This window comes from Actinosynnema sp. NPDC037264, from assembly GCF_055603705.1.
In genome coordinates this window covers 1-12,347 of sequence record NZ_JBVJVK010000029.1, presented here as the reverse complement: position 1 = coordinate 12,347, position 12,347 = coordinate 1, and the positions used below count along the sequence as shown (strand labels likewise).

Annotated in this window: 12 protein-coding genes; 3 read left to right on the top strand and 9 right to left on the bottom strand. The window is 71.7% G+C overall.

Annotated elements, in window-relative coordinates; genetic code table 11:
- Window positions 1-238: 238 nt before the first annotated feature.
- Window positions 239-1,219, top strand: coding sequence for a pentapeptide repeat-containing protein (locus tag ACZ7GX_RS27105; protein ID WP_498780606.1), 981 nt, complete (start codon window positions 239-241; stop codon window positions 1,217-1,219).
- 325 nt (window positions 1,220-1,544) lie between these two features.
- On the opposite strand, the gene ACZ7GX_RS27100 is transcribed toward ACZ7GX_RS27105, so the two are convergent.
- A complete protein-coding gene (locus tag ACZ7GX_RS27100; protein ID WP_498780605.1) occupies window positions 1,545-3,068 on the bottom strand; it encodes a cobyric acid synthase in 1,524 nt (507 codons plus the stop codon).
- Between the two features lie 11 nt (window positions 3,069-3,079).
- Here ACZ7GX_RS27100 and ACZ7GX_RS27095 point away from each other — a divergent pair, with 11 nt between their 5' ends.
- Entirely contained in the window at window positions 3,080-3,808 is a 729-nt protein-coding gene (locus tag ACZ7GX_RS27095) for an alpha/beta fold hydrolase (protein WP_498780603.1), read from the top strand.
- Here the strand turns inward: ACZ7GX_RS27095 and map are convergent.
- The 8 genes from map to dxr form a co-directional block, all read right to left on the bottom strand.
- Window positions 3,795-4,652, bottom strand: coding sequence for a type I methionyl aminopeptidase (gene map, locus ACZ7GX_RS27090; protein WP_498780601.1), 858 nt, complete (start codon window positions 4,650-4,652; stop codon window positions 3,795-3,797). The two genes, ACZ7GX_RS27095 and map, sit on opposite strands and share 14 nt — an antisense overlap.
- Window positions 4,653-4,700: 48 nt before the next feature.
- A complete protein-coding gene (locus ACZ7GX_RS27085; protein ID WP_498780599.1) occupies window positions 4,701-5,108 on the bottom strand; it encodes a type II toxin-antitoxin system VapC family toxin in 408 nt (135 codons plus the stop codon).
- Window positions 5,105-5,380, bottom strand: coding sequence for a type II toxin-antitoxin system Phd/YefM family antitoxin (locus ACZ7GX_RS27080; RefSeq protein WP_498780598.1), 276 nt, complete (start codon window positions 5,378-5,380; stop codon window positions 5,105-5,107). The genes ACZ7GX_RS27085 and ACZ7GX_RS27080 overlap by 4 nt, the downstream gene beginning before the upstream one ends.
- Before the next feature lie 33 nt (window positions 5,381-5,413).
- Window positions 5,414-7,228: a penicillin-binding transpeptidase domain-containing protein gene (locus ACZ7GX_RS27075; RefSeq protein ID WP_498780597.1), complete on the bottom strand. Its 1,815-nt coding sequence runs from the start codon at window positions 7,226-7,228 to the stop codon at window positions 5,414-5,416.
- Window positions 7,229-7,273: 45 nt separating this feature from the next.
- Entirely contained in the window at window positions 7,274-8,128 is an 855-nt protein-coding gene (locus tag ACZ7GX_RS27070) for a GNAT family N-acetyltransferase (protein ID WP_498780595.1), read from the bottom strand.
- A gap of 82 nt (window positions 8,129-8,210) precedes the next feature.
- The gene (ispG, locus tag ACZ7GX_RS27065; protein ID WP_230567648.1) at window positions 8,211-9,368 is read right to left on the bottom strand and encodes a flavodoxin-dependent (E)-4-hydroxy-3-methylbut-2-enyl-diphosphate synthase; all 1,158 of its coding nucleotides are present in this window, start codon (window positions 9,366-9,368) and stop codon (window positions 8,211-8,213) included.
- Between the two features lie 23 nt (window positions 9,369-9,391).
- Complete coding sequence (locus ACZ7GX_RS27060) at window positions 9,392-10,588, bottom strand: M50 family metallopeptidase (RefSeq protein ID WP_498780593.1); 1,197 nt, start codon at window positions 10,586-10,588, stop codon at window positions 9,392-9,394.
- A 1-nt stretch (window position 10,589) separates the two neighbouring features.
- Entirely contained in the window at window positions 10,590-11,810 is a 1,221-nt protein-coding gene (gene dxr, locus ACZ7GX_RS27055; protein ID WP_498780592.1) for a 1-deoxy-D-xylulose-5-phosphate reductoisomerase, read from the bottom strand.
- Window positions 11,811-11,965: 155 nt separating this feature from the next.
- Between dxr and ACZ7GX_RS27050 the strand changes: the two genes are divergently transcribed.
- Complete coding sequence (locus ACZ7GX_RS27050; protein WP_498780590.1) at window positions 11,966-12,232, top strand: GlsB/YeaQ/YmgE family stress response membrane protein; 267 nt, start codon at window positions 11,966-11,968, stop codon at window positions 12,230-12,232.
- Window positions 12,233-12,347 lie beyond the last annotated feature (115 nt).

Below are 12,347 nucleotides of genomic sequence, written 5' to 3'. Positions count from 1 at the left end.
GCGGGTCCGTTGTGGGCGGGTGGGGTGAGTGGACTTCGGTGGGTGCGGTGCGGGTCCGTCGTGCTCGGTTGTGCCAGTCGCCGAGCTTCCGGTACGGCGCCAACGCCTCGTCGTAGTGCGCCTCCGCGCCCGATCGCCGATCCGGTTCGCCACACCCGGCGCGAGCTCGTACAGCACCCGGCGGTCGTCCCGATGCGGGCGGTACAGCAGGAAGCTGGCCTTTCTACCGCCCGCATCGGTGATTGACGGCCCGCCGGCGTTCCGCTGGGCTGGAGGTGTGGAGCACCGCGTGCTGTCGGCCAGGACGATCGTGCTCTGGGCGGTCGGGCTCGGGGTGGTGGCGGTGGGGTCCGTGGTGCTCCTGCTGGTCACGTTGGGGTCCGGCGAGCCGCAGGACGGTGTGCGGCTGGACGTCGTCCGCACGGCGTCCAGCATCGTGCTCGGCACGGGCGGTGCGGCGGCGTTGCTGCTCACGGCGCGCCGCCAGCGCTACGCGGAGCTGGACCTCGTGCAGAAGGACCACGACGCGACCGAGCGCCGCGTCACCGAGCTGTACGGCAAGGCCGCCGACCAGCTCGGCAGCGACAAGGCACCGGTCCGGTTGGCCGGGCTGTACGCGCTGGAGCGGTTGGCGCAGGGCAACCCCGCGCACCGGCAGACGATCGTGAACCTGATCTGCGCCTACCTGCGGATGCCGTTCACGCCGCCGCCGGAGGTGCGGGCCAGGACGCGGATCGGGCCGCGCGACGCGCACCGGTTCCAGGAGCTGGAGGTCCGGCAGACCGCGACCGCGCTGCTGGCCGCCCACCTGCGCCCGGACGAGCCCGAGGCGTTCTGGGCGGGCATCGCGCTCGACCTGTCCAACGCCACGCTGGTCAAGCCCACCCTGACCCGCGCCAGGGTCAGGTCCGCGTCGTTCGCCGGCACCACGTTCGTCGGCCCGGCGGCGTTCCGCGGCACGGAGTTCTCCGGCACGGCCGACTTCCGCGACACGTGCTTCCGCGACCTGGCCGACTTCCGGCGGGTCGCGTTCGGCGACTCGGTGTTCCGGGGCGCGGTGTTCGAGGGCCGCACGGACTTCGGCGTGCACACGACGGCCAAGCTGACCGACGCCCGGACGCGGACCGGTGACGTGCGGCGGAAGTGGCCGGCGGGGTGGGTGGAGCGGGCCGCCGAGCCCGGCTGGGCCGAGCTCGTGCCCGTCGACAAACCCGCTTGACCCGAACGGGCGACGTATCCTCCGGCGAACCACCGGTACCTTCACTGTGTGACTACCCGTGAGCGGAGGTGTGACGTGTGCGCCGTCTTCCGCATGTCCCCCCGCCTGACCGCGGGCATCTAAGCGAGCGTCCACTCGGACCACGTGATTCCTCACGCAGCGATGTGACCGCACGGCCCACGACGGGTCCACGCGGGTAGGTCCGCCCGGCTTGCCGGTCGGGCAGCCGCCCGCCGCCGTCGCCGAGCCGGTCGTCCACGCGACTCCGCCCACCGGTGGCACAACCGCGCGACTTGTCGGTCGCGCGCACCGCGGTCGGACGCCGTCAGGCGACGGGTGGCGCACCCGCGGGAGGGATCACCGGAAGTCCCGGTGGCGTGCCCTGCTCCAGCAACGCCCACACCGCGTCGGTGTCGAGGTGGTCGGCGACCAGGTCGCCGAGCAGGTCGAGCTGCGCGGACCGCCGTCCGGCGAAGTCCACGTCCGGCGCGGGGGTGAATCCTTGCCGGCCCGCGTGGCGGGCGGCCCAGCGCAGGAGCGCGCGGCGGAAGCCGTCGTTCTCCAGCAACCCGTGCCAGTGCGTGCCGGCGACCCGGCCGCGCAGGGCGCCCTCCGGCGTGCCGTCCGGCAGGGTGACCAGCCCTTCCTCGGCGTTGCGGGTGACCACGCCGTGGTGGATCTCGTAGCCCATGACGGGCTCGCCGAACGCGTCGCCCCGCGGCGTGCCCAGCGTCTTGTCCGGCTCGAACCGCACGTCCACGTCGAGCAGGCCCAACCCCGCCACCGCGCCCGCGCGCGACTCCACCGCGTCCTCGATGGTCCGGCCGAGCATCTGGAAACCGCCGCAGATGCCGAGCACCGGACCGTCGTGCGCGGCGATCGCGTCGGCCAGGCCGGTGGTGCGCAACCACCGCAGATCGTCCACCGTCGCCTTCGAGCCGGGCACCACCACGAGGTCCGCGTCGGCCAGCCGGGACGGCTCGGTGACGAACCGCACGGACACACCCGGCTCGCACGCCAGCGCCTCCACGTCCGTGGCGTTTGAGATCCGCGGCAACCGCACCACGGCCACCCGCAGCCACTGGTCGCCGCACGGCGGCTCCGGCCGGCCGATCACGCCGTCCGCCGCGTAGGACAGGGAGTCCTCCGCGTCCAGCCACAGCTCCTCCCGCCACGGCAGCACGCCGAGCACCGGACGCCCGGTGAGGGCGTTCAGCTGCCGCAGTCCCGGTTCGAGCAACGCCGGGTCGCCGCGGAACTTGTTCACCACGAACCCGGCGACCAGCGCCTGGTCGGCCGGGTCGAGCAGGGCCAGCGTGCCGAACAGGTGCGCGAACACCCCGCCCCGGTCGATGTCGCCGACCACGAGCACCGGCAGGTCCGCCGCCCGCGCCAAGCCCATGTTCGCGATGTCGTTCGCCCTGAGGTTGATCTCGGCGGGCGAGCCCGCGCCCTCGCAGACGACCACGTCGAAATCGTCGCGCAGGCCGTCCAGCGTGGTCAGAACCGTGGCGAACAGCTCGGCCTTGCGCTCGCGGTAGGACAGCGCGGACACCTCGCCGACCGCCCGACCCAGCACCACGACCTGCGAGCTGCGGTCGCCGCCCGGCTTGAGCAGCACCGGGTTGAACCGCACGCTCGGCGCCAGCCCGCACGCGGCGGCCTGCACCGCCTGCGCGCGGCCGATCTCGCCGCCGTCGGCCGTCACGACCGAGTTATTGGACATGTTCTGGGCCTTGAACGGGGCCGTCTTCACCCCTTGCCGCGCGAGCCACCTGCACAGACCGGCCACCAGCACGCTCTTCCCCGCGTCCGACGTGGTGCCGGCCACCAGCAACGCACTGCGCACAATGTCCCCTCGTGTCGGTCCCGACTGACATCATCCACGGCATGGTCGACGTCCCCCCCACCGCGGTCCTGGTGCACAGCCCCTACCTCGGGCCCGCGAGCATGCGCCCGCTCGCCGACGCGCTGGCCCGACTCGGTCACCCCGTGGTGCTGCTCGACCTGCGGGTGACGGTCAACGCCGCGCCCGTCCACCAGCGGCTGCTCGGCGTGTTCGCCGACGCGGTGGAGGACTCCCTGGTCGAGGGCGACCTGGTGCTCGTGGGGCACAGCGGCGCCGGTCCGCTGCTGCCCGCGTTCGCCGACGCCCTGGAGACGCCCGTGCGCGGGCTGGTGTTCCTCGACTCCGACCTGCCCACGCCGGGCCGGAGCTGGCGCGACGACGCGCCCGCCGAGCGGATGGCGCACCTGAAGGCCATCTCGCGGGACGGGCTGATGCCGCGCTGGGACCTGTGGTTCGCGCCCGAGGCGCTGTCGGCGATGGTGCCGGACGTGCGGCTGCTGGAGGAGATCGTGGCCGAGGCGCCCGAGGTGCCGCTGGCGTTCCTGAAGGAGCCCCGGCCCACCGTGGCGTGGACCGGGCCGTGCTCGTACGTGAAGCTCAGCCCCGCCTACGACGCCGCCGCCTCGGCGGCACGCGGGCTCGGCTGGCCCGTGGTGGAGCTGGACAGCCACCACCTGGGCGCGGTGACCTCGCCCGACGAGGTGGCGCAAACCCTGGTGCCGCTGCTCAGCAGACGGTGAGGATCTCCGCGCCGTCCGCGGTGACCACGATCGTGTGCTCGAACTGGGCGGTCCAGCTCTTGTCGCGGGTGGTGACCGTCCAGCCGTCGTCCCACAGGTCGTGCTCGATGCCGCCGAGGGTGATCATCGGCTCGATGGTGAACGTCATGCCCTCTTCGATCACCGTGGGCACGTGCGGCGCGTCGTAGTGCAGCACGACGAGGCCGCTGTGGAAGGTGCGGCCGATGCCGTGGCCGGTGAAGTCGCGCACCACGCCGTAGCCGAAGCGGTTGGCGTAGGACTCGATGACGCGGCCGACCACGTTGAGCTGCCGTCCCGGCTTGACCGCCTTGATGGCGCGCATGGTGGCCTCGTGCGTGCGCTCGACCAGGAGGCGGGCTTCCTCGCTCACGTCGCCGGCCAGGAAGGTGGCGTTCGTGTCGCCGTGCACGCCGCCGATGTAGGCGGTGACGTCGACGTTGACGATGTCACCGTCCTCGACCACGGTCGTGTCGGGGATGCCGTGGCAGATGACCTCGTTCAGCGAGGTGCAGCAGGACTTGGGGAAGCCGCGGTAGCCGAGCGTGGACGGGTACGCCCCGTTGTCGCACAGGAACTCGTGCGCGACCGCGTCGATCTCGTCGGTGGTCACGCCGGGCACGATCACCTTGCCCGCCTCCTGCAACGCCTGCGCCGCCAGTCTGCCCGCGACGCGCATCGCCTCGATCACCTCGGGCGGCTGCACCCAGGGATCGGTGTTGCGCTTGGGTTCGGGTCGGTCGACGTACTCGGGCCGCTCGATCTGGGCGGGCACCGGACGGCGCGGGGACAGCACACCTGGCTGGAGGACGGCACGCACGGACATGCCCTCCAGATTACGGCTCAGCGTGACGGGGCATGCGCCACGTGTCCGTTACGCGGTCGGTTCAACCGTTCCGGGCGAGGCGATCGGCAGCCCCATCTCGTCGGCGGCGGTCAGGAGTCGCTTGTCGTAGGCCACGAACGCGTCCAGGTCCACGCGCAGGCGCAAGGCCGACGCGAGGTGGATCGCGTCGAGCGACTTGAGCGGCAGCGGCAACGCGCCGGCCGCGTCCAACAGGTCCATGGTCATGGTCATCTGGTCGAGCTCGACCAGGATCAACGTGGCTTGCCTGATCGCCTCGTCGCCCTCGGCGCGCACGGCGCGGATCAGCTCGACCCTGGCGAGCGAGCTGCTGACCAGCCGGGCACCGGCTCGGTCGTCCAGCCAGGTGCGCAGCGCGGAGGTCTCGGCCTCGGTTCGCACCAGTTTGGCCAGTGCCGAGGTGTCGAGGTAGATCACCAACGCTCCTCGTCCCGCATCTGGCGCAGCACTTCCGAGATCGGCGTGCCGGACGTGGCGGGCAACGGTTCGGGCAACCGCCCACCTCGGCCGCGGAGCAGCTCACCGTTGGCGACGAGCTGGTCCCGCAGACTCGATGCCCCGTGCTGAGGAGGAACGATCTCGGCGACCACCCGACCGTGATCGGTCACCGCGATCCGTTCTCCGGCCTCGGCCCGCCGCACGTACTCACTCGCGTGGTGGCGGAGTTCACGAAGTCCGACCTGATCCATGTGAAACACGGTATCACATTGATGTTGGACCGTTCAGCCCAACGCGGCCAGGAAGCGGGCCGAGGCGTCGACCGCCGGCGCGGAGCTGTTCGTGCCCAGGAGCAGGGTCGCGAACGCGATGTCGCCGCGGTAGCCGACGAACCAGCCGTGCGAGTTCGTGCCGTCGCCGAACTGCGCCGTGCCCGTCTTGCCCCGCACGTCCCCGTACGGCTTGAGCTGCGGCGCGGTGCCGGTTTCGACCACTTCCCGCATCATCGCCCGCAACGGCTCCAGCACGGCGGGCGCCGGTGGGGTCGGGGTGTGGTCCACCTTTGTCTCCCGGCCCTTCAGCAGCGTGGGCACCGGCATCTTGCCCGTCGCCGTCGTCGCCGCCACCAGGGCCATGCCGAACGGGCTCGCCAGCAGCTTGCCCTGGCCGAAGCCGTCCTCCGCCCGCTCCACCACGTCGGTGGCGGGCGGCACGGAGCCGGTGATCGTGGTGATCGCCGGGATCTCGAAGTCGACCCCGAGGCCGAACGAGTCCGCCGCCTTGGTCAGCGCGTCCGGCGCCATCCCCGCCGCGAGCTGCGCGAACGTCGTGTTGCACGAGAACGCGAACGCCGAGTGCAGCGGGATCGTGCCCTTGTCGAACTCGTGGTCGTTCGGCACGACCCGGCGACCGTCGATCACCGCCTTGCCCGGGCACGGCAGCGGGCTGTCCGCCGTCGCCTGCCCGGACGACAGGGCCGCCGCCGCCGTCACGATCTTGAACGTCGACCCCGGCGGGTAACGGCCGCTCAGCGCCATCGGGCCCTCGGCGTCGGCCGCCTCGTTCTGCGCCACCGCCAGGATGTCGCCGGTCGACGCCTGCAACGCCACCAGCATCGCGGCCTGCGGTACGGGCTCCAGCGCGTCCTCCGCCGCCACCTGCACGCCCCGGCTCAACGCGGTCGAGATCGCCTGCGCGGGCTCCGGCGCCTGCTCGTGCAGCGTCTCCACCTCGTCACCGGCCGCGTTCACCGTGTAGACGCGCAGCCCGGCCTTGCCCGCGATCTCCTCCTCCACCGCCTTGCGCACGGCGGGCAGCACCTGCGAGCCGAACGTGCGCGACGGCGCCAGCAGGCTCGTCTGCGTGGTGAACCGAACCCCCGGCAGCTCGTAGATCGCGGGCTTCACGGTCCGGTAGTCCGCGTCACGCAGCGCGGCCACCTGGTAGACCTGCCCGGCGGGGACCTTCGACACCCCGTCCATGATCGCCAACTGGGTGATCGCCGGGTCGATCGGCGTCAGCGCCGCGGCCAGCGCGCCGGCCACCGCGCCCACGTCACCGGCCTCCTGGGCGTTGAGCAGGATCGACACGACCTGCTCCGGCGCGAGCAGCGGCGTGCCGTCGCGGTCCAGCACGGGCGCCAGCGCGGGCTTCACCTCGGCCACCCCGAGCGACTGCTGCACGGCGAGCTTCGGGTGCACGACCGAAGGCGCCCAGTGCACCTTCCAGTCGTCCTCCTCGCGCCGCAGGTCGAACTTCGTCTGGTAGCTCCACGCGTGGTCGTGCCCGAGGTCCCAGTCCAGCTGCGCGGTCGCGTCGGCGGTGGTCGACTCGCCCGCCGAGCGCACCTGCTCGACCTTGGTGGTCAGCCCCTTGGGCTTGAGCACCTCGTGGACCTTGCCCAGCACGTCCTTCGCGCCGCCCGGGTCGTCGGTCAGGCCGGCCGCGCCGTCGACGTCGCCCGCGGCGAGCTTGGCCAGGAAGTCGCCCGCCACCTGGTCCGGGCCGGGACGGGACGAGAACAGGCCGCAGCCGCTGACGAGCAGCAGGACCACCCCGGGAAGGACCAAGCGGGACAGGGACGGCTTGCGCGCGATCACGGCGCCGAGTATGCCCGGTGTGACCGGCCGCACGCCGCGACGGTCTCAGAACAGCACGGTCGCGTACTGGCCGACCTGGGAGAACCCGATCTTGCGGTACGCCGCCTTGGCCACGTCGTTGTAGGAGTTCACGTACAGCGACGCGGTCCGGCCCAGAGTCCTGACCAGGCGTTCGGCCACCGCCGCGGTGCCCGCCGCGCCGATGCCGTGCCCGCGGCGGTCCGGCCGCACCCACACGCCCTGGATCTGGCCGACCTGCGCCGACATGGCCCCGATCTCGGCCTTGAACACCACGTCGCCGCCCTCGAACCGGGCGAACGCCCGCCCGCTCGCGATCAGCTCGGCCACCCGCGCCCGGTAGGACACGCCGCCGTCCTCGGCGCACGGGTCGACGCCGACCTCCTCGATGAACATGGCGATCGCGGCGGGCAGGTACCGGTCGAGCTCGTCGGGCCGGACCGGCCGCACGAGCGGGTCCAGCGGGATCGCCGGGCTGCCGCCCAGCGCCATCAACGGCTGGTCGGCACGCACCTCGCGGGCCGGTCCCCAGTCCGGGGACAGCTCCTCCCACAGGCCGAGCACCTGCTCGGCGGGCCCGACCAGCGACGAGCACATGCGGCCGCGGCGGCGGGCCCGGTCGGCGAAGCCGCGCAGCGCCTGCGCGTTGCCGCGCAGCGGGATGAGGTTCGGGCCGGCGAAGCACAGCGCGTCGACCCGGCCGCCGCGCAGCGACCGGTGGTCGTACGCCCACACCTCGCCGCCGAGCCGCCACGGGTCCAGACCCGCGACCTCGACCCGTGCGGCGACCATGCAGGACGCCACCGGGTCGGCCGCGAGCACGGCGAGGACCTCGGTCAGGTCCCGCTCGTCGAGCAAGCGCGCGCCAGCCAACCTCAGCACGCCGTCAAGCCTGCCAGATCCACCGCGTTACCCGCGCGTCCGCCACCCGCTCAGCCGACTGCCGGCCCACTCCCGACTGCCCTCAGCCGACCGTGACGACCGGTTCGCCGCCCTCGGCGGTCTCGCCCATCTCCTCGGCGATCCGCATCGCCTCTTCGATCAGGGTCTCCACGATCTGGTGCTCCGGCACGGTCTTGACGACCTTGCCCTTCACGAAGATCTGACCCTTGCCGTTGCCGGAGGCGACCCCGAGGTCGGCCTCGCGCGCCTCACCGGGCCCGTTCACCACGCAGCCCATCACGGCGACCCGCAGCGGCACCTCCATGCCCTCCAGACCGGCCGTGACCTGCTCCGCCAACGTGTAGACGTCGACTTGGGCGCGGCCACAGGACGGGCACGACACGATCTCCAGCTTGCGCGGGCGCAGGTTGAGCGACTGGAGGATCTGGTGCCCGACCTTCACCTCCTCGACCGGGGGAGCCGACAGCGAGACGCGGATCGTGTCCCCGATGCCCTGCCGCAGCAGCGCGCCGAACGCCACCGCCGACTTGATCGTGCCCTGGAACGCCGGGCCCGCCTCCGTCACACCCAGGTGCAGCGGGTAGTCGCACTGCTCGGCCAGCAGCTCGTAGGCCCGGATCATCACCACCGGGTCGTTGTGCTTGACCGAGATCTTCAGGTCGTGGAAGTCGTGCTCGGCGAACAGCGACGCCTCCCACAGCGCCGATTCGGCCAGCGCCTCCGGCGTCGCCTTGCCGTACTTGGCCATCAGCCGCGGGTCCAACGACCCCGCGTTCACGCCGATCCGGATCGGCGTGCCGTGGTCGCGGGCCGCCGCCGCGATCTCCTTGACCTTGTCGTCGAACTTCTTGATGTTGCCCGGGTTCACGCGGACCGCCGCGCACCCGGCCTCGATCGCCGCGAACACGTACTTCGGCTGGAAGTGGATGTCCGCGATCACCGGGATCTGCGACTTCTTCGCGATCGCCGCCAGCGCGTCCGCGTCGTCCTGGGACGGGCACGCCACGCGCACGATGTCGCAGCCCGCCGCCGTCAGCTCGGCGATCTGCTGGAGCGTGGCGTTCACGTCCGCCGTCACCGTCGTCGTCATGGACTGCACGGACACGGGGAACTCACTGCCGACGCCCACCGAGCCCACCATGAGCTGGCGGGTCTTGCGCCGTTCCGACAACACCGGAGGAGGCATCGCCGGCAGGCCGAGCATGACGCCGTCACTCATGGACTACGCACCTCTCACTGTGATCACTGGAAGAGCTTGATCGGGTTGACGATGTCCGCGGTGATCGTCAACAGCGTGACCGATCCGCCGACGAAGATCACGAAGTAGGTCAGCGGCAGCAGTCGCAGGTAGTTGACCGGTGCGCCGTCCGGAAGACCGCGGAGCTTCCGGATCCAGTTTCGCACCCGTTCGTACAGGTTGACGGCGATGTGACCACCGTCAAGCGGCAGCAGCGGCAGGAGGTTGAACACACCCACGAAGAAGTTCAGGCCCGCCAGCATCAGCCAGAACAGCTGCCACAGGCCCCGGTCGACCGCCTCGCCGCCGAGCCTGCTCGCGCCGACCACGCTGACCGGGCTGTCGATGTCGCGCTCGGCGCCGCCGATGGCCTCGATCACGGCCGGGATCTTCTTCGGGAAGTTGATCAGGCCGCGCCAGGTGTTCTCGAACATCGTGCCGGTGAACTGCGTCGCGCCGCCGATCGCGGTGAACGCGTTGTACTCGAAGTTGCGCTGCTGGATGACGCCGATCGCGCCGACCTCTTCCTTGTAGCGCGTGCCGTCCTTGCGCTCCATCTCGCGCTCGACGCGGGCGACGTCGGCGGTGAGGGTCAGCTCACGGCCGTCGCGCAGCACCTTGAACTCCGTGGTGCCGGTCCGCTCGCGGGTCTTCGTCAGCACGTCGGCCCACGTGGGCGTGGCCGCGCCGGCCACCGCCACGATCTCGTCGCCCGCCTGGAAGCCCGCGTCCTTGGCCGGCGACGGCGCACCGGGCGCGCACTCGGCGTCGGTGCTGTTCTGCACGCACGGCGCGACCTCGGCGATCATCGCGCTGTCGCGCAGGTTCGGGATGCCCATGGTGAAGGCCATGAAGTACAAGATGATGAAGCCCACGATGAAGTGGGTGATGGAGCCCGCGGACAGGACCACCACGCGCTTCCAGGTCTTCTGCCGGTTGAACGCGCGGTGCCGGTCCTCCGGCGCGACCTCCTCCAGCGCGGTCATGCCCGTGATCTCGCAGAAGCCACCCGCCGGGATGGCCTTGAGGCCGTACTCGGTCTCGCCGCGGCGGAAGGACCAGATCTTCGGCCCGAACCCGATGAAGTACCGGGTCACCTTCATCCCGAACATCTTCGCGGTGGCCAGGTGGCCGAGCTCGTGCAGCGCGATCGAGATGCCGATGAGCAGGGCGAACAGCAGAATGCCCAGGAAAACGAGCACGTCAGTCCCTTCCAGACCCCACCGAAGTGGCCACGAGTTCCCGCGCCCGCGCCCGGGCCCATTGCTCCGCCGCGAGGACTTCGTCGACGTCGACCGGCTCGTGCGCCCAGCCGTCCGCCTCCGCGAGCACTCCTGCCACAGTGTCCACGATGGAGGTGAACGACGTGCCGCCGCCGAGGAAGACCGCGACCGCTTCCTCGTTCGCCGCGTTGTAGACCGCAGGCAGGCAGCCACCGCCGGAGCCGGCCTGCCTGGCGAGCCTCACCGCCGGGAACGTCTCGTCGTCCAGCGGCTCGAACGTCCACGCCGTCGCCAGGTCGAAGGTACACGCGGCGGCGGCGCCGGGGATCCGGTCTGGCCAGCCCAGCGCCAGCGCGATCGGCAGCTTCATGTCCGGCGGGCTGGCCTGGGCGAGCGTGGAGCCGTCGGTGAAGGTGACCATCGAGTGCACGATCGACTGCGGGTGCACGACCACGTCGATGCGGTCGTAGGGCACGCCGAACAGCAGCTGCGCCTCGATCAGCTCCAGCCCCTTGTTGACGAGGGTGGACGAGTTGACGGTGATGACCGGCCCCATCGACCACGTGGGGTGCGCCATGGCCTCACGCGCGGTGACGTCGGCGAGGTCCGCGCGGGTGCGACCGCGGAACGGGCCGCCGGAGGCGGTGAGGACGAGCTTGGCCACCTCGTCGGGCCGGCCGCCGCGCAGGCACTGGGCCAGCGCGGAGTGCTCGGAGTCGACCGGCACGATCTGGCCCGGCTTGGCCGCCTTGAGCACGAGCGGACCGCCCGCGATCAGCGATTCCTTGTTGGCCAGGGCGAGCGTCGCGCCCGCCTTGAGGGCGTGCAGCGTGGGCGCCAGGCCGATCGAGCCGGTGATGCCGTTGAGCACCACGTCGGCCGGGGTGGAGTCGACCAGGTCGGTCATCGCGGTCGGGCCGGCGAGGATGCGCGGCAGCTTGAACGCGCCCCGCGCGTAGCCGCGCTTCTGCGCCTCGGCGTAGAGGGCGAGCGTGACGTCCTCGACCGCGGTGGCCCGGGCCACGGCCACGGCCTGGACCCCGAACTCGACGGCCTGCGCGGCGAGGGCGGCCGGGTCCGCGCCGCCGGCGGCCAGTCCGACCACGGTGAACCGGTCGCGGTTGGCGGCGATGACGTCGAGGGCCTGGGTGCCGACCGACCCGGTCGACCCGAGTACCAGGACCGTGCGTGGTGTGCTCATCACCGCCCATTGTTCCCGAGCCGACCTGATAGCCCGCACAGCGGTACTTGGATAACGGAACGGTAACGAGGGCGTGGTATCACTCGAACGTGGGCATTCCTCGATCAAGCGCCCCGACGGATCCCCCGTCGCGGCCATCAGGAAGGAGAGCCCCCGTGGGCATCTTGGGTTGGATCGTCCTCGGCCTCATCGCGGGTGCCATCGCCAAGGCCATCATGCCAGGTCGGGACCCCGGCGGCATCATCATCACGATGCTGCTCGGCATCGTCGGCGCCATCATCGGCGGTTTCGTCGGCCAGGCGATTTTCGGGACCAACATCAACACGTTCTTCGACCTGAGCACCTGGCTGCTCGCCATCCTCGGCTCGCTGATCGTGCTTGGCGTCTACCGCATGGTGACCGGTTCCCGAGCCAGGGCATGACGTCGTCCGGAACAACTGACCACTCGGGGTGGGGGGGGGGGGGGGGGGGGGGGGGGGGGGGGGCGTGGGGGGGGGGGGGGGGCGCCACGCACTCTGCGCTCGCCGACCCGGCCGC

Excerpts from the sequence above, each read along its gene's own strand:
- map (WP_498780601.1), bottom strand. The coding sequence starts at position 4,652 with ATGTCCGTGCGTGCCGTCCTCCAGCCAGGTGTGCTGTCCCCGCGCCGT.
- ACZ7GX_RS27080 (WP_498780598.1), bottom strand. The coding sequence starts at position 5,380 with ATGGATCAGGTCGGACTTCGTGAACTCCGCCACCACGCGAGTGAGTAC.
- ispG (WP_230567648.1), bottom strand. The coding sequence starts at position 9,368 with ATGAGTGACGGCGTCATGCTCGGCCTGCCGGCGATGCCTCCTCCGGTG.
- dxr (WP_498780592.1), bottom strand. The coding sequence starts at position 11,810 with ATGAGCACACCACGCACGGTCCTGGTACTCGGGTCGACCGGGTCGGTC.